The organism is Paraglaciecola polaris LMG 21857, assembly GCF_000315055.1.
Taxonomy (GTDB): Bacteria; Pseudomonadota; Gammaproteobacteria; order Enterobacterales; family Alteromonadaceae; genus Paraglaciecola; species Paraglaciecola polaris.
In genome coordinates, this window is record NZ_BAER01000113.1 from 59,672 (window position 1) to 82,101 (window position 22,430).

The following is a 22,430-nucleotide window of genomic DNA, read 5'->3' on the forward strand; positions in this document are numbered from 1 at the left end:
GTAACGATTAGCCTACCTTCGTTGACGAACTAGCCTGTCTAAGCCAAATTGCAATATTATCCCCTTCTATTGAATGCCATTTGTACATTTGGCTAATACGAGTAATTACCATGAAAAAAACATTCGTTCTGTCTCATCCTAAAATTAAATTGCCAAGATTGGTCGAGGCCATCAAGTTTGAAGTGAAGAAATACCTTAGACGAGAAAGAAAAAAGCCACTTCCAGAAGGCGCTGACTACTGGGATTTTGACTGTCGTTTTGGTACGGATAAAGATAATGCTGAAGTGATTCATCTTGGTGCTATCAACCAACATATAGATGAGGCCGAGAAAAACGAATTAGCATCATTTTATTTGGAAATTCTCGCCAAACCCGGTGTTAAAAAAATTAGCGATTGATTGAAAGAATAAACAGGGTGGATGCACAGCTCAACAGAAAATTGTTAGGCTGAACTAAAATTCGCCCTTAAGTCGTTTTAATTGGCGTTCGCTTTTGTTGTGCCATTTGGCTGTTAATAGGGTCATTGCTGAAGCAAAGCGGCAGTAAATTTACCATCACCATCACCATCTCCAGTCATAAAGTTTAGCGACTGTAATGAGCAAAGTCATCTTGCCTGATCCCATTCCGATTAACGCTAAATACTTTTTATCATCGCTTCTTATCAGCCCTTGTTATTACCCTATTCGTTGATATACCGCAGTAAGGTGCTGACGCTCGTTAGTTGAACGCAAAAGCGTTAACCTGAAGGGGGGATCAATGATGCTTACCCATAAAGCAGATTTTAATAATGCAACTGAAGTCATAAGTGCGCGTTATTTTGCTGCCATCTGAACCTTTTTGGTTTTTATGCATACAAACCATACAACGATTTGTCGCTATAAATAAAGGAGATTTAATCATCCCTCGAGATAGAGCTAGAAATATACTCAGCGAACCTGATCATTGCATTCAGGTGCGTGGTGCCCGGGTCCATAACTTAAAAAATGTCAGTCTTGATATACCACGAAATGCGCTTGTGGTGTTTACCGGGATCTCAGGTTCTGGAAAGTCGTCACTCGCCTTTGGAACCTTATTTGCCGAATCACAACGCCGTTACCTTGATTCAGTGTCACCTTATGCCCGTCGATTAATTGATCAAGTTGACGAGCCTGATGTCGATTCGATTGACGGGTTACCGCCAGCGGTTGCACTGCAACAGCAAAGGGGTACGCCGTCCGTACGTTCTTCTGTGGGCAGTGTCACGACGATTTCCAATGCTCTGCGTATGCTTTATTCCCGAGCAGGGGAATATCCCAAAGGCCAGTCAATACTCTATGCAGATGCATTTTCTCCTAACACGCCTGAAGGAGCCTGTGCACGATGTCATGGCATAGGACGCGTGTTTGAAGTGACTGAGACGTTACTTGTGCCTGATGATACAAAAACGATCCGCGAACGCGCCATTGCAGCCTGGCCACCGGCGTGGCAAGGTCAAAACCTAAGCCGCATTCTTGTGTCGCTCGGCCACGACATCGATAAACCATGGAAGGATATAACACAGAAAACCCGTGACTGGATTTTGTTTACCGAGGAAACACCCACCGTGCCAGTTTTTCCTGATCTCGATTTTGCCCAAACACGCGAGGCAATTGAACAAGGGCAAGAGCCGCATTACATGGGTACATTTGCAAGTGCTAAAAGTTACATCTTGAAATCTTTTGCCACGACACAGAGTTCTCGAACAAAAAAACGTGTTTCCCAGTTTATGCAGATATCCACTTGTCCGGACTGTAACGGCAAAAAATTGCAACGAGCGTCTCTGTCGGTGAAATTTGCTGGACTGGATATTGGTGAGTTGTCGCAGTTAACGCTAACTGAGTTAGCTCATCTGTTAGGGGATGCTGCTCATGCAGTGCCAACGGCCAATTTGCTGGATCGAGAAAAAGTCATCGTTGCTCAACGAATTGCCAGTGATATTTTAGCCCGTGTTGAGGCGCTAACCAAGCTTGGTTTAGGATACCTGTCACTTGAACGTAGCACGCCTACCTTGTCTCCTGGTGAACTTCAACGATTGCGCTTGGCAACTCAAATACGTTCGCAATTGTTCGGGGTCGTGTATGTTTTAGACGAGCCGTCGGCAGGCTTGCATCCCGCTGACACGCAAGCATTATTAGGGGCGTTGGATGAACTCATACTCGCGGGCAATTCAGTATTTGTTGTGGAACATGATGTGAGTGTTATCCGTCATGCCGACTGGATAGTGGACGTGGGTCCTGATGCGGGAACACATGGCGGCGAAGTCGTTTACAATGGCCCGATAGAAGGCTTGCGCCAAGTATCTACGTCCCATACTGCGCGATTTCTTTTCCCCCCCGATGCGCCTGTTAAACATAGGCCGCGCCAGCCCATCGCTTGGTTGAGTTTAGGGGAGATTGAACGAAATAATCTACAGGGGCTAAATGTTAAGTTTCCGCTGGGGGTTATGACGACGGTTACTGGCGTGTCGGGCTCAGGTAAGTCGAGCTTAGTGAGTCAGGCGCTTGTGGAGTTGGTTAACGACTCGTTGGGCGTAAATAAAATTGATGAGGGCCCGCATGGTGAAGCAGATTTGCTGGAACGAGAGCTTGAGACCTCGACAGGTGGCAGGATTGTTGATGGCATTGAGCATGTGCGACGGCTCGTGACAGTTGATCAAAAAGCCATCGGGCGGACACCACGCTCAAACCTTGCCACTTATACGGGGCTATTTGATCATGTACGCAAGTTGTTTGCTTTTACCAGCGAAGCAAAAGCCCGCCGTTACGATGTGGGGCGCTTTTCATTCAACGTTGCAAAAGGCCGCTGTGCAAATTGTGACGGGGTCGGGTTTGTCAGCGTAGAGTTGCTGTTTTTGCCTAGCGTGTATTCACCTTGTCAGGTTTGTCGTGGTCAGCGCTACAACGACAAAACGCTTGAAATAACATACCGAGACAAAAACATCGCAGAAGTACTTGATTTGACAGTCGAATCTGCTCGTGAATTCTTTGCTAATGAAGCGCCCGTGTTGCGCGCGTTAGAGGCGTTACTGCAAGTCGGCCTTGGTTACTTACGTCTTGGCCAGCCAGCAACCGAATTGTCGGGCGGTGAAGCACAGCGCATTAAACTGGCCACCGAACTTCAGCGTACGCAGCGGGGAGACACCCTATACGTACTTGATGAACCAACGACCGGTTTGCATCCCGCTGACGTATCGATGTTGATGGCACAATTAAATGGACTCGTCGACGCTGGCAATACCGTCATCATGGTCGAACACGATATGCAAGTAGCCAGTACTAGCGATTGGGTTATCGACATTGGTCCCGGTGCAGGTGATGAAGGGGGACGTATCGTTGCTCAAGGCTCGCCTAGTACGGTAGCAAAGTCGAAGATAAGCCGGACAGCGCCCTTTTTGCTAACGTAATTTGCCAAGACCATTATGTTGCCTTTACATAACAGAATAATGACGTTGCCCTGAGCATGAACCAGAACGCGATATGCATAGTAGGGTGGCGACTGGCCACTCGAGGTGGTTGTTATTTTGAGGCTATGTTTTGGGACAGTTAAAGACGTACATCATGAATGTTCATGATGTACGTCTATTTGTACGCAAGTTATGCGGTATTTCTATATACCGTTGCGCGCAATTTTGATGATTATAGCTCGTAAAACGCATCCACTAGGGCACCGACTTTTACGTCGCTTGCGATGGTTTGTGCATTGAGAAAGGCTTCAAGCGCAGCTTTGTTTTCATCTGTGGCATTGCCGTAACGATCGGCTGATGTTGCAAAACCTTCCAAGGTTTCAGTTTCATCATTCAGCGTAATATATAAATGCTGGTTGGTAACGAGTTCTGCAAAACTAGTGAAAAAGGCATCATAATCCGCTTCTGATGTTTCAGCTAATGTGCAGCTAAATTCAAAGCCTAGGATTGCCCACTCATCTAAATGCAATTTTTTACGTATACGTCTGTTTCTGGTCGTCTTTTCTGACATTATATTACCTGTTAGCGCTAAAGGGATTAAGTTATCACCCGCAAAGAAGATCTGATCATCAATGCTAAGTAGTTTTCGCGCGCATATTAACAGCTTTTGTAAGTGGGTACTGAAAGAAAAGTACCAGCGGATAATTGATAGGCTATAATGGCGAAAATGACAGGTTTACAGCGTCATTAGAATTACACCTACCCCCATTTATATTAAGATATTTTCATGAATAGAAAGAAGAAGTTAACCCAAATCCATAAAAAACGAATTAAAGCCGTGGCGGCAAAGAGTAGCGGTAAGAAAAAGTCGGGCTACGTTTCTAAAGCTGAACGAGCAAAGCTAGAACAAGTCGCTGAGTCTGAGAATAACGGCCAAGCTGACACAGAATAAAATTGCCGCGCTTGCTCCAAGCGTAGGTCGGCAAAAAATCGCTATTCAGGTTAATGCGTTCGGTTGCTGGTATATCGAAGAAGCTTTACGCCGTTGCCACAACCTAAGCAATGACTGGCCTTTGTTGACGGCCATCGGCAAGCAATGGCAAAGGTCTTGTGTTTGATATAACAGATTATGGTGAGTTAGTTGTGACCGCAGTAGTCAGAATGATAAAGCGGGTTATATTGAACCTGAACAAGGCTTTATTGTAGAACGTTTGGGATTGGGTTTGGGTTCAGCACAGTGGTAAACGTTGACAACTGAATGTGAAAAACATTTTTGTTATGCCCCAGGAGCTGAGCAAATAATGAATGCCTTTAGCCACATAGCCAAGATTAACGGTTGCGAGGGATGGACAAGGTCCGAGCATTACGTCAGTCGGCTTAACGTTTGCCTAAATCAGTTACACAAACTTCAAACCAATTGCGGCATAGCACGCTGCCTGCAAAGCACCTCAAATTAAACTATTTCATTTATTAACCGCCTATTAAAAGATAATTTTTCGCCGACTTATTAATCGAAGGCTGCATAAAATTCGGGCCGAAGCGACTGTGGGGAAATAAAAGAGCTGTCCTTTGTCAAAAAGGGCAGGCAGTGAATACCAGAGACGACGTAGCGCAATGGCGTTTGGGTTACCAATATTTAAAGCGTGTTTTGCCAGTGTTTTAAAAATCTTATTTTGAATTATCGCAGGCTCGATGAATAAAGTTGTACAGCTGTTAAAGCGAGGGTACGGTTAGGTTTTAATGTGAGGGCTAAAGATGAAAGTTGATGCGAATTTTGATGGTGGCAACATCATAGTTGTTGATGTTAAGAACCCAGACAATATCAGGTTGAAAATTCGTAAAGATAGTCAGTCAGATGATCACTGCCAATGGTTTTACTTTCGTTTAACCGGGGGGAAGAGCACGCCGTGCCAGTTTAGTATTGTCAATGCTGATCAGGCAACGTACCCCGAAGCTTGGCCAACGTGTACCTTGGTGACGTCTCACGATCGACAAAACTGGACCCGGCTCAGCACTCAGTTTAAAGACAGGCAATTACAATTTTCCCTAACACCAGCAACCGACGTGGTCTATGTTGCCTTGTTTGCGCCTTACAGTTATGAGCGTCATCAGGATCTGATCGCTTGGTCTTTAAGCCAACGCCAGTGTGAATTGTTCGCGTCATATGAAACGCCAGATAATCATCAAATTGAGATTTTAAAAATCGCTGGTGCTGCACAAGCGCCGAAAAGCGTGTGGATCATTGCTCGCCAGCATCCAGCAGAAACCATGGCTGAATGGTTTATGGAAGGCTTGCTTGAAGCGTTACTGGGTGAAGAACGCCAATTACACCAGAGTGTATTAGCGACATGTAACTTCTATTTAGTCGCGAATATGAATCCCGATGGGTCCGTTGCGGGTAACTTACGCACAAACGGTATGGGAATAGACCTTAACCGCGCTTGGTTAAACCCAGATAAGCAACAGGCGCCAGAAAGTCACTTTGTACTGCAGCATATGGCAAATACGGGGGTAGATTTATTTTTGGACATTCATGGTGATGAAGATGTGCCCTTTGCCTTTATTCAGGGCTGTGAAGGGATCCCCAGTTACAATGATGCACTTCAAGCCAGGGAACGTCAGTTTAAAGCTGAATTAGCTAAGGCCAGCGGAGATTTTTGCGTGGATGATGGTTACCCTGCATGTGAACCAAACGAAGCCCCACTTAACATTGCAGGTTTTCAGATTGGTGCACGTTTTAACTGTTTATCCTTAACGTTAGAGATGCCGTTTACCGATAACAAATATCGTAGCGATGCCGTTTCAGGTTGGAGTCCCCAGCGCTCAAAATTGTTAGGAAAACACATTTTAGCGCCGATTAAATCCTTGTTTCAAAAAACCTAATATGGGTTTTTCAGCCATCCCCTGTAGGTTTAATATTGCACCTTATTGGATTTGGCCCGATTGAATTATTTTTCGCTGATGTTGGCGCTTTTCTTGCTATCACTGCAAGGAAATGAATATAGGTGCCTTACGCTGCGCTTAGTGTGACAGCGGGTGCCTAGAACCTCACGGCTGCTAAAAAGGATAAATCCATGATAGTCACCAGTACTGAATACGCACAGTGGCAACGGGAGTATGGCAAAAGTACACAACCTAATGCCAGCGATGGGCAAGCCTTTGCCACCGAGTTAGCTGTTCAGCAATCAATAACACATGAGCAAGTGTCTCAGGTGCCTACGCAAGAGGAAAACAACAATAGCCCTACGTTTTCAGAAGATATTTTTGAATACATACTGGCCAATAGACTGGGGGTGGACAAACAAACCCTTGATGAAATTAAGCAAGAGCTCAAAGCATTAGAAGCTGAACAAGACGGCCTCAAAGGTAAAACGACACTGACTGACGCTCAGCGACAAAGACTTGAATTACTTAACGAGCGAATCGATGTATTGACTCAACTCATGCAAGATTTAGTTAAGCAAGCCAGTGAGCGCGCCGCACAGCAAGAAGCACAACAATCATTGCTCTCAGCGCAAACGGTAGACGCTTTAGGCGTAAATGTTCCAGACAACATAAAACATCCCTTTGGTATGTAAGCCGTGATAGGTTAAATGTCGTTACTTATCTGCTCAATAACACGCTCGGCAGCATCTAGCGCACCCTCTAAATAACCTGGGTCGTGACGAGCGAATTCGCTTGCCGCCAGATACAGTTTGAGTGACTGCAGCTCATGATCCAAGCCGTTATAGTTAAATTCGGGATGTTTTGTGGATTCATTAATGTCCTGTTCTGTGGCAGTAAAGGGATCTTGGCTCCAGTCTTTTATATGGCAGCTTTGGGTACTATAGGCGTCGTCCCCGTAAAAGAAGGCAAGCTGATCCAAGCAAGCCTGAATTAATTGTTGCTCAGTGATACCCTTGCGTCGAATGGCTGGTATGCCGATAAAACCAAATAGGGCATAACCGGAATTTTCGGTGGCACTGGCATCGTGTATTTCGACCATGGGACCCACCTGACTAAACGCTTGTCCCGATAACCCTTTTTCACGCCAAAAAGGTCGTGGATAGGTAGCAATAAATTTTGCTTGGGCCGCCATCCAGGTGGGTACCGAACGTAAACGTTGCTCAAGTAAAGCAGAACCCCAAGTATGTACTGCAAAGTCTCGTTGGATTATTCGTGGTGGCAAGGCTAACAACAAATGCTCTGCGCTGAAGCTGATGTGCTCGCTAGTATCGCTTATCGTGTTATCACGCTGGCCTTGGCCGAATTCAGAAACCGTTAGCTGCCATAGGTTCTTTATGTGGTCTTTTTCAATTTTGTTAACCCAGTGGGAGCGCTTGATTTTGTGCGCGGCACCAGCGTTAACAAGCTGGCTGTATAATTTATCTATTAGTTGATACATACCTGCTTCAACGCGAAATAGCTGCATGTCACCTGCTCCAGCAATTTGCTTTGGCTGCACCGAGTTTGGCGCCTGAAAAAGTACATCACCGATTGCGTATTGTTCGAATAAGTTTACTTGTAGTCCTTTAGCTAAGGCTTGCATTTTACTTTGATGAGGAAAAATCCAAGTCGGGCCGAGGTCGTGGCTTGAGGAACCGTTTGGCTTAGGAGCAGCTGTTGCCGCCTTTATTCGACCGCCTAAATGCGATTGTGCTTCAAGTAGCAAATACGGAATATTTAACTCTTCTAATTTGCTCGCCGCATATAAGCCAGCTAAACCGCCTCCGACTATGATCACTTTGCTGTGTTGCACTGTGTGTCCTCGTTACGCCAATTTTTGTGTTATGTATCTACCAGTAGGTAGTTTGGGTTGGCAAGGCGTGAAAGTCAACCGCTCGTCATCTGCTTGAGGTGTTGCAACGTCTGTTATCGCCGGTGCAATCGTAGCAAAAATGCCGCTGGACGCTCGCTAAATGATAGCCTTCACTAAAGGATAAAACAGCAGGTTAGCAGCCTAGCTGTAGGGTGATAATTTTTGCTGTGGCGCTAAGCTGGGTGAGTAAACTTGCTTGGTCAAGGGGCTTACTAAGGTGGCTGTTAAGGGATGACACAGCAAGAGATGCAATGACTTGACCCTCTGGCTCACCTACGAGCACGGCCACGTCGGTGACACCGTCAATTAGGGCATTATGCTGTTGCAGTATTCCGCTATTTTTAATCTCTACCAGCTCACTTAACACGTCTTTACGTTGCTGAGCGTTAAAAGCTGAAAACTCAGCATCATGCTCTAACAACATATCGCGCACCGCATCGTTGCTATTGGCCAGTAACATCTTGCCTGATGTTGAGGTGCGGGTAGGGAATAATGACCCCTCAGTAATATTAAGAAAAATAGGGCTATGGCTGCGGGCTTGCACTATGACCATGGTTTGGCTTTGATACAACATGCACAAATAACACGACTGGCCAATTTTCACGGCTAAGTCTTCCATATAAGGCAGAGCACATTGGCGCATTTGATCAATGGGCGAGATACTGCGCGATAAGTTATATAACTTAAACGACATGCGGTAACGCCCTGAGGTATCGTCGCGAAGTAAATAGCCTCTGGCTTCTAGCCCCACCAACACCCTAAATATTTCATTTGGACTACGTCCCAAGCCTTGGGCAATTTCACTTTGTGAGCGAGGTATTCCCTGAGCAGCTAGGTATTCGAGAATATCTAAGCCTTTATCCAGTGCCGGAACGGCGTATTTGGTGGCAGGTTTGTCGTTTTGCAAAGCACACTCCTATCAATATTGAACTTCATTTTATCCTCAGTCAGGACTTGTGCCTAGTCGGAGTGCTGACGTTAGGGAAATTTTCTGTTGGGTTGATATTAGCATAATACTGATTTTGTTATTTATATTTAAATCTTATATTTTTATATAAATTAAAACTTGTTTTTAAGAGTGAGATCATTAATCATTGTTAACAATAAACCAAAGGCGTTAACAATAGATCTAAAGTGTTGACGAAATGATTTTCACTACGATGAGGATAAAACTATGAGTAACATCACATTAACTGAGCAACAAATTGCAGATTTTCATCGCGATGGTTACGTTATCGCTCGCGGCTACTACCACGAGCAAGAAATTAAACGTCTACAGGAAAAAGCATTCAATGACGATTCATTAAATGAGCGCGCTTGGCAAAAGAAAGACGCCGGTGGTGCAGTAAGCAAAGTTTGCTTGTGGCAAGAAACTGGCGATGATTTATACAGTATGTTTTCCCGTAGTCGCAGGTTAGCAGATGTGTGTGAAACCTTGATAGGCGAGCCTATCTATCACACCAGCACCAAGATCATGATGAAAGAGCCCTTTGTGGGTGGCGCTTGGGAGTGGCATCAAGATTTTGGCTACTGGCACAGAGATAACTACATGCTGTATCCAAAAGCGATAAGTTGCATGGTGGCGATTAACCGGGCAAGCCAAGAGAATGGCTGTTTACAGGTTTTGAAAGGTTCACATCATTTAGGACGTCTTGACCACAGTAAAACAGGCGATCAAAAAGGCGCTGCGCTGGAGTTTGTCGAAGAGGCCATGAAATATCTCGAATTGATCAACGTTGAACTTGAGCCAGGCGACGTGTTGTTTTTCCATTGTAATTTGTTGCATAAATCTAATCAAAACCGTGCCGCTGAGCCGCGTTGGTCAATGATATGTGCGTACAATGCACTGAGTAATCAGTCATTTAAAGAAAATGAAGCCAAAGTTTATCCCTTTAGTCCCGTTGATGATAACGCCATACTGAATTGGCAAGAAACCTCTGCAGCGCAGGCTAGTTAAGTGACATTGGGTCTGGAAAAAACAGTGACAAAAAACGATGCGTTGCGCGCAGGTTGGGTGTTACCCAAATCTAAGCGTGATCCACACGGTATGATTGTTGGCCAAGGGTCATTCAAGTACCGCGTAGATGCCCACTGGGGCCGGGTGGACAGAGCGAAAATACCTGTTGAAAACTGCCACGGCTTAGCAATTGATTCAAAAGGCCGAGTTGTAATGATGACTGACGAGCCGCGCAATAATATCGTGATCTACAGCCGAGATGGCAAGGTGCTCGATACGTTCAGCACCCATATGCCAGGCGGGCACAGCGTGAAGATAGTCAACGAGAACGGCGAAGATTTTATGTATCTTGTTGACAGTGGCTGGATACGTAACCGATTATGGGATGGCCACTCAACTGAGGCATGGGATTCGCCGTTTAATCGCGTTGTTGCCCAATCTGGCTTTATCGCGAAATTGGATATGGCTGGGCGACTGATATTCAGTATTGGTCATCCTCAAACCTACGGCGCTTACCGCCCAGATCAGCCTTTTAGGCCAACAGATATCGCCATCAGTGATAAGGGCGATATGTACGTGACCGACGGCTACGGCTCAGACTATTTACTGCAATATGATTCCCAAGGACGTTATATACGGCACTGGGGTGGACACGACAATATCGATGCAAACTACAATCTATCGAATACCCATGGTATTGGCATAGATAAGCGCACAAACACACCTGAGCTGATTGTTAGCTCCAGAGGGGCACAATGCTTAAAACGCTTTACCCTAAGTGGAGAGTATTTGGGCACTATTGATGCCAACGGGGCATATATTGGTGGGCCTATCTTTAAAGGCGAGCATTTTTACGCGCCGGTATGCTGGTCGCACATTGATGGTAAAAACCAAGACGATTCAGGTTTCATCAGCGTGTTTGATAAAGACAATCGCGTGGTTGCAAATATCGGTGGAACGCCGCCAGAGTATGTCAACGGAGTGTTACAGCCGATGCAAACTACTTGGGATGTGTTTAACCATTGCCACGGTTTATGCGTGGATGATGACGGCAATCTTTACGTGGGCCAATGGAATGCAAATCAAAGTTACCCCATGAAGCTAGAGCGCCTGTAAACATGGGGCAGCTGCTTAAACGAAGCAAAACATATTTAAAAAAGAGACCCTCTTGTGCGGGTTTGGTGTTCATAGGCGAAAATGTAGCGTTTTGGCTATGAACCTCAGTGGGCTAATGCTACCTGGGGCTACCTGGGGCGGGGTAATACCTTGAAGATGCTCAGGTTTTAACACGTATTGCTACGTTATGATCTTAAGTTGTTTGTCCTGGCCCTAAGCTCTTCATCCTGTTTCATCGATATTGGTACAGGTATAAGAGTATTGGTACAGGAATAGGGTTTACGTTACTTATTGGCGCGCTCTATCATCATTTCTAAGTGAGCCCCTGAACTCATCAACAAATGACATACTTGCAACACGCCTTTGTCGTGGCAGGCTTGCAGAGTTTCTCCCGTTAATCCATTGAGTTTTTTAACGTTAACCGCGTACAAGTCGTTAAGCGTAATATCACCATTTTTGAGCGTTACGTTTAATTCAATTGCTTCGAGTAACTCGTGCTGCACTAGTGTGGCTATGACACTTCTGGTTTGTTCGCTGGCGCTGAGTAAATGAGAAAATAGCGTTTGGTAATGCAATAAAGTAACTGTCGCTGAACTATCGTCGTTATAAAGTGACTCGCCCTTAGTCTCAGAAAACTGCGGACTTGTTGGATCTATGGCTAAATGCCCAGAGGTAGGCACACCTGTTTGTATAGAGGCGTGATTAACCGCGCTGGCGTCAGGTACATGCAACTGAAAAGGGCGGCGCTGAATATCAAGTGGCACATAGCGGGACATCCAATTGCCATTATCTAAAAACAGGTTTTGCCCAGATTCAAACCCGAGTAATGCCGCTAGTTGGAATTCGCCACTGCGCGCCGATTTGTAGAAAAATAGCGGATATTCGTGTGCGAGAAATGCTAACTCAGACACCATCACTGTGCTTAGGTTAACCGCAAAGCTTGGGTCGAGGTATTCTCCTTGAATGATTCTGAGTTGGCCGTGTTCCTGAGGGCTTAAGAGTTGCAATTTTGTCATTTCTTTCTTCTTATTTTTGTTTATTAAAAGGAACTGATACCGTGCAAATGTCAGATCTTTTGCAAGCCGTATCTATATATCTTGTTTATTAGCGCGCGATTGCTTATCGCTTTATCTGTTAGCTGTGTTGTAAAGCTTTGAATCGATGAAAAGAGTTGTTCGCTGGACTCAAGCATTCGCGGGTCTGGTGTGCAAAGCAAATTGCTTTTGAATCCTGCGCCGTACAACACAAACTGATAACTGGCAGCCTGAAACACTTCATCCCTAGCCGGAAAATCGGCAAAATCCGGCACTTTGTGACGCCATATGAGTAATAGCTTTTTGAGTGAGGCGGGAATTGAGCGCTCGGCTCTGTTATCTTTCCAAAAAGCGGAGGGGCGTTTACTCAGCACATAATGCAGTTTTAAAAAATCGATGATACGTTGCCAGCGATAGCTAAAGGTTTGATTAAACCGCTCGGCTACTATGCCCATACTCTGGCGCGTTGCAGGGAATTGTTCGGCTAACATATTGGCTGACATCTCAACCAGCACAATAGCGGATGCTTCTAAGGGCTCAATAAACCCAGCTGATAAACCAATGGCCACACAGTTATTTTTCCAAAACTGCTGTTTATAACCTGGGGTGAAGCGGATATGTTTAAAGGAAAGTGAGTCGGTATCCTGATGACGTTGCTGTATGTACTGCAATAATGTGTCTTTTGCGCTTTCATCATCGGTATAACGGTCGCTGTATACATAACCGACGCCACGACGGTTAGGCAAACCTATATCCCATATCCAGCCGCTGTCTTGGGCAGTTGATAAAGTAAATGATTCAATTGGGTCTTGGTCAGTCGCGTAAGGAACATGTGTCGCGATGGCATTGTTGGCAAATAGAACGTCATTCACAGGCGTATTCTTGACGCCCAGTGTTTGCCCTAACAGAAGTGCACTGAAACCTGTGCAGTCTATAAATAAATCCCCAGTGAGAGGGGTTAAGCGGCTATTACTTGTTGGTGGCTTAGTCGTCGGTAATCTTTCTGCTTCTGCTTCTGCCAGCTGCAAGCCTGAAATGTCACCGTTTTGATCTTGAATAACGTGTTTAACCTTGGCTGGTATGTGCTTAACCTGCAAACTATTAACGCAATGCTCACGTAATAACTTGGCGAATAGGCCTGCGTCTAAGTGGTAACCGTAATTGGCGAATCCGCTGTATTCAGTGGTGGTGATCAGCTTTGGCGCTAGGCGTTGATTTGCTAGTGCACTTTGCAGGCAATAAGCTTGACTAAAGGGAACTTGCTTGTTGGTGTGCAACCAATGCTGGGCTTGTGCCCCATGGCTTGCTTGTTCTGGCACATCAAAAGGGTGATCGTACTGGCTAGAATGTTCATTTTCCCAATGAATAAAACGCGAGCCCTGTTTAAATGACACATTGCACTGGCGAATAAAATCCGTTTCCGATATGCCTATTGTGTGTAACGTGCTGCGAAGCGTGGGCCAACTGCCTTCACCCACACCTACAGTGGGCATGTCGGGGGATTCACACAAGGTGATAGTCAGTTCACTATTATTTATTCGCGAAGACAAACGGGCAGCGAGTAAACCCGCAGTAAGCCAACCTGCAGTGCCACCGCCAACAATTACGACATGTTTTATAGGGTTACTCTGTTGCACTCATTTTCGCCTTTTGAACGTTTGTTTGCTTAGCATCAAATCGCCGAACATCGGCCCATAATTTCCAAGCAGTGGCAGCAAATGAAAAGCCCAATGAAAAATATTCATAGGGCTTTAATCGAGCGTACTAAGTTCATCTATTCGAAGTTAAGGAATAGCGATTAAACGCACGTTGTCGATATAATATTGGGCATCTGTCTCGCTCAATACAAGGTTTAGCGTCATGGTTTCTTGGGACCAATCGACTGCTGCGCTGCGGCCAAACTCTTCTGTAATAATGATGTCTGACGTTGTGTTTTCTACACCTTTGGTGGTGCCGCTGCCATTTGCTGCAATGGATTCAGTGCCATTGGACAAGTTTAGCTCGTATAGAACAACCGTGCTTTCACCCGCTGTATACAAGACATCGTGGTTGATGAGTTGAGCATCCACCATGACAGCATAACGCCCGCCGGCTTGGATCGCGCCAGCTTTGATGGGTAGGCTAATCGTCACGCCATCTGTGGTACCCGTGGTATCAACGAATAATTTTTGCATACCATCAAGGTCGCGAATTTCAACGATGCCGCCGTCGCTGACAATGGTTTCTGCGTTATCAAACAAGCCAACTTCGTCCAATAACATGTCATGCATTGCGGTATCATAGTGGCCATACTTGACCATATTTAAGTCGTCGATGCTGTGATCACCACCTGCGTATGAATCGTCGTACTTTAATAAACCAAAATGCACGGGCAGGGTTTCATAACCATCCCAGGCGCCTGTCTCACCGGTATCAATAATCTGCACGTGTTCCATCCAGGTGTTGAGTGACTGATCGAAGTAACGACCGCCTAACCAGAACCGATTATCTAGGCTCGAGCCTTCTGGTACTGTCGTAAATAGGGGTACAAAAGGATTGCCGCTTGCGCCGTTAGAGGCCGCGTTATTTAACCAGTATGACATGGCGTACTTTTGATTATCTTCTAGTGATGTCACGATATTCTGTAGTTCGAAATGACAAAAACTGCCCTGCATGTGCATGCCGTAATCACCGGTACGCGCTGAAGCCGTGTTGATTTCGGGATCCGGGCACGCCCAGCCAGCCCAGCCCCACACAAAGCCGCCCGTGTTGTTGGTTGCATCAAGCGGACCGACTTGTGCAGCATCTTCAAAATCAGCGTTGAACCCCGCCGCTTTGACTAAATTCGTTTCTTCACCGTTAATGGTGACCGCCAAGCTTCTTTGCCCATCAGCAGTATTGCCTGCATCGTCGGCAATGTTGAACAGAAATGACAGTACTTTGCTTTGACCAGTATCTATTTCATTAAAAAAGGCGTGGGGGTCAACGGACAGCATGTTGCCAGTAAGCTCAACACCGTAAGGTAGGTCGGTTTCGCCATCTAATGTGAGGTTGTCGATGACAATCGCATCATCTTCTCGGTCAACAGCTTCTTTTGCTAAATCATAGGCTTGTACTGTGTCCGTTTCATTAGCGCTCGCTTCGAGGAAGTAATTTAGAATAAGGGGCGCACCCGGAATGTCTTGCACGCCCAGTACATTAATGACTAAGTTGCGATCGATCTCAAAACGATGATCTTTGACTTTATAGGTGTAGTTGAACGTGACTTTTTCCCCGTCAGGGATTTGCGTTTCAACCACACTCACATCTAACTCTAACTGGTTATCTTCGTTGATGGTAAAGGGGATGGTGTAAGGGTTATTGGGGTCTGCGGTTACATCAAATGCGGTGAGTGGCTCTTCATCGCCATCCACAACACCTTTAAGCAAATCAACCACTCCCATTCCAGCGTCGCGAGTAAAGTTGCCCACTAAGTCGTCTTCAGCGACAGGAGCTACATCTTCGCCGATTATGGTGATAGTCGCTGAACGGGCAGTGCTATTGCTGCCGTCAGTGATATCGTAGGTGAGGGCCATCGTTAACGTCTCATCCGTATCGAGTGAGGGGGCAATAGCATCCGGTCTTATACCAAGATATAGCCCGTCTAACTCAAAGCCGGTCATATCTGTTAGGTTTGAGTTGATGTTCGTTACGCGCAGAATGTCGCCGTCCATGTCGGTAACCACACCTGAACCACTATTTTCACCTGTGGGTGTACCTAATAGAAAAAGTCGTTTGAATGGGTCTTTCTCTGAATACGTCAGCATAATATCGCCGCCATGGGCAGGAGAATTACTTGATACTGCAGGTGTCGAACTGCCGCCGCCACTGCCACCACAGGCTGTAATAACTGAACACGCGACGCCTGCCAATAAAAATTTTGATGTTTGAATTGATTTCATAATTTCATACCGTTGCTGTGAGTAAGGTGCGCCTAGTCACGCACCTCACTAATGCCTATTTTAATACGTAACCTTAAAACGTAACGTTCACACCTAAGCGATAGGTCGTGCCGACTTTATAGCGTGTGTATGTACGTGAACGAGTAGCGTCTCCATCCAGAGGGTTGCCTTCTTCAAAGGCAACGAATTGATAACCCACATCATTGTCAGCAAATATACGCTGTACTTCTAATTCACGGCTGGTGTAATAGGTTCTAAATTCGTCGTCTAACAAGTTGATCGCTTGCAGTGAGAAGGTTACGTTGTCGTTCAGTTTGTAAGAGGCTGAAAGATCCAAATTGCCACGGCCTTCATTCCAAATAGAACCTTGGTTCCAGGTACGTCCTTGGAAGCCGGTGTTGTAATCAGTGCCGACCAAAGAATCGCTGGTGCCTCGATAGGCTAGGCGGATTTGATGGCCGTCTTGCTCTCAGAAAATAGTCGCGTTGTAGCTATGCTCAGGGGTGTCAGCTACGGGAAACGACGGTAGGGTTTTAGATGGGTCGATGCTAGAGCGATCTGCATCATACTTACTGTCTTGATAGGTATAGTTTGCTGACACGCCTAGCCCAGACAAGAAACCTGGTAAGAAATCATAGGTTTGAACATAACCGAGCTCCAAACCCGTGATTTTAGCGCCCTTACCGTTAACAATTTTGCTCACGCTGTATTGGGCGCACAGATCACGTAAGTCGTTACTGAAGCGAGTAGGGTCCGCCGGTGACCAACCAAAATCGGCGGTGGCACGCAATGGCATACAGCCATCTAGACCAAAATCGTTCGCCGCATCATCGTTGTCCAACAGTACGATTTCGCTACCACTGACTGGAGTGTCCACACTACGCACATCTTTAAGGTAGGTAACGGCGTTTTCAACGGTAGTAAAGTTCGACATATTCTTATGGAATAACGCGACGCTGAGCATAGACGTTTCATTAAAGTACCATTCAAACGACACATCGAGGTTTTTAGATTCTAGCGGCGAAAGTTGGGTGTTGAACAGCGATACTCGGCTGCCAGCATTGGCATTACCAGAACCCCAATATCCATTTTCAGTTAATTGAAAGCCTGGGCGTAATTGGTCAATTTCTGGGCGTGTCATGGTTTTTGATACAGAAAAACGATCAACCATTTCATCGGATATGGCGTAGTTTAGGTTCAAGCTAGGCAATAAATTGGTGTAGCTATGTTTGTCTGATGAACGGAACGATTGTAACTCTCTGTTGCGCTCATCGGTAGAGGAGAACTGATTGGCATTATTGTTTGCAAGCGGCGTAGTGCCGTCCCATACGATATCGCCATTCCAACCATTGTTGCGAGTGGTTGATACATCAGCAAAGCGCCACATATTCAACCAGTTAATATTGGCTGCTGGCTCAGGAAGCGACGGATCTTGCTGGAACGCTGCCCATTGGGCGAAGGCTGGATCATGACAGGGCCCTTGGTCTGCAATACGTGTCCAGCCAGAAGTATCTGGGCCACTGCTGGTATCCCACCCTTGACCATCTACCCGTTGGTATTTCTCTTCGTAACCTTTTGATTGGTTAGGATCGGCAAAAAAAGGCGCCTTACATTCAGGTAAACTGGTGTCACGCAGATCACGCAGGGTGACGCGGTCAAATTCACGCTCTAAGGTTTCGGTAAATTGCCAGAAATCGGCACCAGAATACCCGTCTGCTGCAATGTCTGTTTTGACATAACGTAAGCCAATATTCCCGGTCAAACGACCGTCAAATAAATCAAAATTACCTTTGATGTAGAACGCTTGGGTGTCGATGTCGGTAATACGTGACTCTGAATCATTTGGCGTTCTGACCGTGTTTTCATCATCTAACAATAAGTCGACGGCGCGGGCTGCATCAACAGGTGTCCAGCCGATGGTTGCCTCGTTGCGATCGTAGCCGAGGGATTCCATGAAATCATCATAGGGAAGACCGCCGTCTCGGGCAATCAAGTTGGCGCGAATATCAAGCAGTGAGCCGCCCGGAATGGCCACTGGATTACCAAATTCATCTTCAATAACGTCGGTGGCTGTTACCGTGTTGAAGCGGTAAACTTGGTTATCGACATCTTTTGTACGCTGGGTCGCCTTCGCGCCAAATTCAACCGAGGTAAAGCCAAAGCCTTCAAAGTCATATTCAAAATCAAGTTGAGCATTGGCCAATTCGTCGCTGACGGTCACGTCACTTTCACTCAAGAAGGTGAGGTGTTGGGAGTTGATATCCGCAGGGTTATAACCGGTAAGCACAGTGTTGTCGTCATACCCTGGGGTGAAAAAGCCCGTATCCGGATCCACCTGATTGACAATTTGTTCGCCTAAGTCGACAAATGAGCTGCCAAAGACCATTTTACACACACCAGTAGAACAGTCATATCCAACCGGCTCTACGTCACGTCCCGCATCGTAAAGTTTAATCGCAGGCACTTGAGGGAAGTTTTGCATCGCGGCAAATGCACTGGGTAAGCTTTCTGACTCGCTTTTTGAGTAACCAATTTGACTCGACATGCGCAACATATCAGTCAGTTCACGTTTGTAAGTAAATGACACACTACCATTGGTTTGGTCATTTCCGCCTTGAGAGCTTTGTAAGTCTCCAGCGCCGAAGCGGTTTAGTTCCCGTACCATGGTGTTGTTATCGGTATCGATAACGTACCAGTCATTTTGTGGATCGCTAAAAGGTGCAGCGGGGCGAAGATCCCCCAGTGGTTTTTCACCTTCGACAAAATTTTTGTTGGCGCTAGAACGCGTGATCACTGCGTCTTGTTGGTTAGCGTATTCTTGGGTTGAATAGGTGATGTCCAAGGTCATTTCAGATACATCGTCAGGCAAGAACTGCAAACCTAAGGTTAAACCCTGACGATCTGTGGTGTTCTGGTGCAGTTCGTAGCGGGTAGACGAGTGTCTAATCGCTTTGACACCGGAAATAGCCTCGCCGTTTAAGTCACTGGCTGAGTCAAGCAGGGTGGACGCTTCGAAGCGCTCGACGCGATATTGATCGCGGCGGATGCTGGTGGTTTCATCATAGGCTGAAAATGCCACGCCAAATGTGTCATCGAAGAACTTCTCAGTCAAAGTGAACTGCACTTTGTGATCTTCTTTTTCAGCGAAGTCGTTATAACGACCCTGCGCGGTAAAAGACCGTACGCCTTTTTTCTGATCGAGGGGTTTAAGAGTGATTAGGTTTATATTTGCCCCTAATGAACCTTCGTCTTGATCGGCACTGGAGGTTTTTACTACTTCAAGTTTTGATAAAATATCCGCAGAAAAAGAACTTAAATCAACTGCTTGGCTGAAATCCGTCGAGGTTAACTGCTGACCGTTAATGGTGATGTTGTTTTGGTTGGCAGTGGCGCCGCGCACTGTTACCTGTGTGCCTTCACCATCTCGCGTAACCAATGACACACCTGTAACTCGGCTCAGTGTGTCTGCGACGTTTTGGTCCGTCGATTTACCGATATCTTCGGCGTTTATGGTGTCGACTAAATTCTGTGAGAAACGCTTGTCGTTAATGGATTTCTTCAGGCTGCTTTTGAGTCCCGTTATCTCAATAACTTCAACATCGCTTGGGTCTTCTGATTTAGCTTGAATCTGAGTTGTCGTCTCAGATTTTTGCTCGTTTTGAGTTTGGCCAATGGCATTGGATGCCATTAAAACCGCCATTGAGATCGCGCTCAATTTGAAAGGTGTTGTGAATGCTTTAGACATAGTTAATTGTTCCCGGTAATTATAAATGTCGTTATTCGCCCAGGCTCGGTTAACGTTAATCGTTAAACCTACCCGACTCATTTTCACGTGTATGGGCTAACGCAATATTTGAGGAATATTTTGTAACACATGAAATGTAAAGCGTATGTAAACATCAGCAATATGTAATGTCAAAGATTTTTTGTTAACAATTTACATTGTTTTGGGGTTGATCTTTGTTAACAATGTAAATGTTCTTTAAATTTCAATGTGTTACTTTTTTGTTGGCTAATAGGGGAAACAAGAAAGGATATTTTTTCGATAAAAGCGGGTATGAAAATTAATCTTCACCCGAGCGTTGACTTGTGATGAAGGGGATTTTAGCGGTTAAGTAAAGCCAACTAACCACGTAAAATCGACAAGTTAGATGTACCTCATTCCACTGGGCGATAAATACCTTTAATATTAACGCGGCTCGTTCATGCTTTGGGGCTGATGAATTTGCGTCAATCAATGCACGGGCTGCTGTGACCCGTAATTAAACGGGCTTGCAAGCAGGTCATTGTTACGCAGCGTATTTACGGCAGAAGTTAATATCGGTCGGGCTGTTGTTGCGTGCAGCGCGTTCGCAGCGCATAGATGCAATGACAGCAAACGGATCAAGGGTCAACATTTCGGCAATTTCAACCGCCAATTTGTCATCGATTGAGCCGGTGCCGTTGCGGTAACGGCTGACCGCTGAACGCGATATGCCAAGCTTTTTCGCGACATCGTTGTCGGAACGAAATGTATGTTTTTTCTTTAACATATCGATTAACTGCATGCTTTTATACATGGGTTTATCCCCTTACTTGGTACCTAAATTACGGTTCTGGTTAGTTACTATTTTGAAAGGTTCCTGCATCCAGAACCTGCTTCTTCAAACGATATCGACAGATATAATTCCAATTCCAACTGCTATCGTATTTATGACATACGCCCCATTGTAAGCCTGGGGCAGGGGTGTCAGTTTGCTCTGTTGGGCGGAATAAACCAATGGCTTCTGGTGCACCTTTGATATGGGCTTTAATGTCAAAATTAACGCCATCAGGGGCAAACTGTATGGTGTTTTTCTCTGGCCCGTCTGTGGTCAGTAAGCTGGCTACGCCGCCACGATAATTCCAGACCACCACTTCATGTCCACTGTTGCTAATCGGGTTATATTCAGACTTGGTATAGGGTCCTAATACGTCGTCAGCAATAGCGACGCCGTGTTTGATTTCCCGGCCACCGAAATTCATTTCTTCGCCCATGGTTTCACCTTTGTAGTACAGGTGAAATTTACCATTAAAAACCAATAAACAAGGATCGTGTACCTTATGACTATCAAAACTGCCCTTGGATGTAACGTGAAAACGGTTGTCTTGTTGTCCTAACCATTCTCCGTCCATTGCTGGACTCAGTATCGGCGCGCTCGACTTCTGCCATGGTCCGTAAGGTGAATTGGCATGAGCAATAGCAATCTGTTCAATCTGACGATTGGTATAGGGGTACTGAACGGTTTGATAAACCAGATAATATTTGCCTTCGTGGGCCAGCACTTCTGGGGTAAAAACGGCGCGATCGTCAAACGCACCCGTGGCTCCGCGCTCAATTGCTGGGCCTTGTTCTTGCCACGTTTCAGCGTCCACTGAGGTGGCATGCCACACTTCGGTTAGATCCCAAGGAAATACCTTATCGTCAGGGTTTTCACTGCCAAAACCGACGGTTTCCCCTGTTCCTTTGGTATACCAGCAATGGTACATACCATCAACCGATATGACCGAGGTCGGGTCGCGGCGTATTACGCCTTCCTCGAACGCGAAATCCCCCTTAAGTGGACTGATGTCAAATTCGATCATCCAGTCAGCATTTTTGCTGTCATAACCACGTTCGATGGCACGTTTGGTTGCTAGGCTTTGTTTTTGATTGGCGCTACTCATGGGTTTCGCTCCGCAATAATATTAATTAGATATGTGGTTAAGGTTGCGTCGAAAAGCGTCGAAAATATCATGTTCGACGATGGCACCTTGATGCTGAACGACGAGCCCTGCTGCACTGGATGCTTGTTCAATCGCGCTTTTTATTTGCTCGCCGCGTATTCTGCAAGCCAAATACACCCCTGCGAACGAGTCGCCAGCGGCAGTGGTATCTCGCTGACATTTAGCGGGGACGAAAGGCACCATGCAATTAGCTTGACCATCAACAAAGGAAAATACGCCTTCTTTACCGGCTTTAATCACTAATTCAGTGACACTATGTTGATTGCAAAAATCCACTATTTCGTCAACCGATTGATGACCGAGTAGGTCAAGATGATCCTCTGTGCCCGGTAGCACTATGTCACTGACATGGTACGCCGCTTCAAGCCATTGGCTCGCGTGTTGCTTGTTGCGCCACATTTTAGGCCGATAGTTGGGGTCAAATGCAATTTTGCTGCCG

The 22,430-nt window shown here is 45.9% G+C and carries 18 protein-coding genes; 7 read left to right on the plus strand and 11 right to left on the minus strand.

Going from position 1 to position 22,430, the window contains the following annotated elements:
- Positions 1–110 precede the first annotated feature (110 nt).
- A complete protein-coding gene (locus GPLA_RS17735) occupies positions 111–398 on the plus strand; it encodes a DUF6172 family protein (RefSeq protein WP_007106349.1) in 288 nt (95 codons plus the stop codon).
- A gap of 497 nt (positions 399–895) precedes the next feature.
- On the plus strand, positions 896–3,421 hold the full coding sequence (locus tag GPLA_RS17740) for an excinuclease ABC subunit UvrA (protein ID WP_040515305.1): 2,526 nt from the start codon (positions 896–898) through the stop codon (positions 3,419–3,421).
- A gap of 232 nt (positions 3,422–3,653) precedes the next feature.
- Here GPLA_RS17740 and GPLA_RS17745 read toward each other — a convergent pair whose 3' ends face one another.
- Positions 3,654–3,992 carry a YggL 50S ribosome-binding family protein gene (locus tag GPLA_RS17745; RefSeq protein WP_040515288.1) on the minus strand — a complete coding sequence of 113 codons (339 nt, stop codon included), beginning with the start codon at positions 3,990–3,992 and terminating at the stop codon, positions 3,654–3,656.
- Positions 3,993–4,208: 216 nt separating this feature from the next.
- Between GPLA_RS17745 and GPLA_RS23290 the strand changes: the two genes are divergently transcribed.
- The 3 genes from GPLA_RS23290 (at position 4,209) to GPLA_RS17755 (ending at position 6,999) form a co-directional block, all read left to right on the plus strand.
- Entirely contained in the window at positions 4,209–4,373 is a 165-nt protein-coding gene (locus tag GPLA_RS23290; RefSeq protein WP_007106353.1) for a DUF2986 domain-containing protein, read from the plus strand.
- Between the two features lie 803 nt (positions 4,374–5,176).
- Positions 5,177–6,304 carry a M14 family metallopeptidase gene (locus GPLA_RS17750; protein ID WP_007106354.1) on the plus strand — a complete coding sequence of 376 codons (1,128 nt, stop codon included), beginning with the start codon at positions 5,177–5,179 and terminating at the stop codon, positions 6,302–6,304.
- A gap of 191 nt (positions 6,305–6,495) precedes the next feature.
- Positions 6,496–6,999 carry a hypothetical protein gene (locus GPLA_RS17755; RefSeq protein WP_007106355.1) on the plus strand — a complete coding sequence of 168 codons (504 nt, stop codon included), beginning with the start codon at positions 6,496–6,498 and terminating at the stop codon, positions 6,997–6,999.
- 11 nt (positions 7,000–7,010) lie between these two features.
- Here the strand turns inward: GPLA_RS17755 and GPLA_RS17760 are convergent, their stop codons facing one another.
- Both GPLA_RS17760 and GPLA_RS17765 read right to left on the minus strand, forming a co-directional pair.
- Positions 7,011–8,159: a flavin monoamine oxidase family protein gene (locus GPLA_RS17760; RefSeq protein ID WP_007106356.1), complete on the minus strand. Its 1,149-nt coding sequence runs from the start codon at positions 8,157–8,159 to the stop codon at positions 7,011–7,013.
- Positions 8,160–8,352: 193 nt separating this feature from the next.
- Positions 8,353–9,126: an IclR family transcriptional regulator gene (locus GPLA_RS17765; protein WP_007106357.1), complete on the minus strand. Its 774-nt coding sequence runs from the start codon at positions 9,124–9,126 to the stop codon at positions 8,353–8,355.
- A 267-nt stretch (positions 9,127–9,393) separates the two neighbouring features.
- Here GPLA_RS17765 and GPLA_RS17770 point away from each other — a divergent pair, with 267 nt between their 5' ends.
- On the plus strand, positions 9,394–10,176 hold the full coding sequence (locus GPLA_RS17770) for a phytanoyl-CoA dioxygenase family protein (protein WP_007106358.1): 783 nt from the start codon (positions 9,394–9,396) through the stop codon (positions 10,174–10,176).
- Between the two features lie 90 nt (positions 10,177–10,266).
- Positions 10,267–11,292, plus strand: a complete 1,026-nt coding sequence (locus tag GPLA_RS17775; protein ID WP_226993150.1) for an NHL repeat-containing protein — start codon at positions 10,267–10,269, stop codon at positions 11,290–11,292.
- A gap of 284 nt (positions 11,293–11,576) precedes the next feature.
- Here GPLA_RS17775 and GPLA_RS17780 read toward each other — a convergent pair whose 3' ends face one another.
- The 8 genes from GPLA_RS17780 to GPLA_RS17810 all read right to left on the minus strand — a co-directional run.
- On the minus strand, positions 11,577–12,308 hold the full coding sequence (locus GPLA_RS17780) for a SapC family protein (RefSeq protein WP_040515291.1): 732 nt from the start codon (positions 12,306–12,308) through the stop codon (positions 11,577–11,579).
- Positions 12,309–12,358: 50 nt separating this feature from the next.
- Positions 12,359–13,963 carry a tryptophan halogenase family protein gene (locus GPLA_RS17785; RefSeq protein ID WP_007106361.1) on the minus strand — a complete coding sequence of 535 codons (1,605 nt, stop codon included), beginning with the start codon at positions 13,961–13,963 and terminating at the stop codon, positions 12,359–12,361.
- Positions 13,964–14,110: 147 nt separating this feature from the next.
- Positions 14,111–16,246 carry a hypothetical protein gene (locus tag GPLA_RS17790; RefSeq protein WP_007106362.1) on the minus strand — a complete coding sequence of 712 codons (2,136 nt, stop codon included), beginning with the start codon at positions 16,244–16,246 and terminating at the stop codon, positions 14,111–14,113.
- A gap of 73 nt (positions 16,247–16,319) precedes the next feature.
- Positions 16,320–16,664 (minus strand): hypothetical protein, encoded by a 345-nt coding sequence (locus GPLA_RS24375; RefSeq protein WP_407636156.1) that lies wholly within the window; start codon positions 16,662–16,664, stop codon positions 16,320–16,322.
- 51 nt (positions 16,665–16,715) lie between these two features.
- Positions 16,716–19,991, minus strand: coding sequence for a TonB-dependent receptor (locus GPLA_RS17795; protein ID WP_407636157.1), 3,276 nt, complete (start codon positions 19,989–19,991; stop codon positions 16,716–16,718).
- A 544-nt stretch (positions 19,992–20,535) separates the two neighbouring features.
- The gene (locus GPLA_RS17800) at positions 20,536–20,805 is read right to left on the minus strand and encodes a helix-turn-helix domain-containing protein (RefSeq protein ID WP_007106363.1); all 270 of its coding nucleotides are present in this window, start codon (positions 20,803–20,805) and stop codon (positions 20,536–20,538) included.
- A 40-nt stretch (positions 20,806–20,845) separates the two neighbouring features.
- On the minus strand, positions 20,846–21,931 hold the full coding sequence (locus GPLA_RS17805) for a glycoside hydrolase family 117 protein (RefSeq protein ID WP_007106364.1): 1,086 nt from the start codon (positions 21,929–21,931) through the stop codon (positions 20,846–20,848).
- A 21-nt stretch (positions 21,932–21,952) separates the two neighbouring features.
- The coding region (locus tag GPLA_RS17810; protein ID WP_040515293.1) for a PfkB family carbohydrate kinase at positions 21,953–22,430 on the minus strand (478 nt) is incomplete at its 5' end.

Excerpts from the sequence above, each read along its gene's own strand:
- GPLA_RS17735 (WP_007106349.1), top strand. The coding sequence starts at position 111 with ATGAAAAAAACATTCGTTCTGTCTCATCCTAAAATTAAATTGCCAAGA.
- GPLA_RS17745 (WP_040515288.1), bottom strand. The coding sequence starts at position 3,992 with ATGTCAGAAAAGACGACCAGAAACAGACGTATACGTAAAAAATTGCAT.
- GPLA_RS23290 (WP_007106353.1), top strand. The coding sequence starts at position 4,209 with ATGAATAGAAAGAAGAAGTTAACCCAAATCCATAAAAAACGAATTAAA.
- GPLA_RS17750 (WP_007106354.1), top strand. The coding sequence starts at position 5,177 with ATGAAAGTTGATGCGAATTTTGATGGTGGCAACATCATAGTTGTTGAT.
- GPLA_RS17755 (WP_007106355.1), top strand. The coding sequence starts at position 6,496 with ATGATAGTCACCAGTACTGAATACGCACAGTGGCAACGGGAGTATGGC.
- GPLA_RS17770 (WP_007106358.1), top strand. The coding sequence starts at position 9,394 with ATGAGTAACATCACATTAACTGAGCAACAAATTGCAGATTTTCATCGC.
- GPLA_RS17775 (WP_226993150.1), top strand. The coding sequence starts at position 10,267 with ATGATTGTTGGCCAAGGGTCATTCAAGTACCGCGTAGATGCCCACTGG.
- GPLA_RS17780 (WP_040515291.1), bottom strand. The coding sequence starts at position 12,308 with ATGACAAAATTGCAACTCTTAAGCCCTCAGGAACACGGCCAACTCAGA.
- GPLA_RS17790 (WP_007106362.1), bottom strand. The coding sequence starts at position 16,246 with ATGAAATCAATTCAAACATCAAAATTTTTATTGGCAGGCGTCGCGTGT.
- GPLA_RS17795 (WP_407636157.1), bottom strand. The coding sequence starts at position 19,991 with ATGTCTAAAGCATTCACAACACCTTTCAAATTGAGCGCGATCTCAATG.
- GPLA_RS17800 (WP_007106363.1), bottom strand. The coding sequence starts at position 20,805 with ATGTATAAAAGCATGCAGTTAATCGATATGTTAAAGAAAAAACATACA.
- GPLA_RS17805 (WP_007106364.1), bottom strand. The coding sequence starts at position 21,931 with ATGAGTAGCGCCAATCAAAAACAAAGCCTAGCAACCAAACGTGCCATC.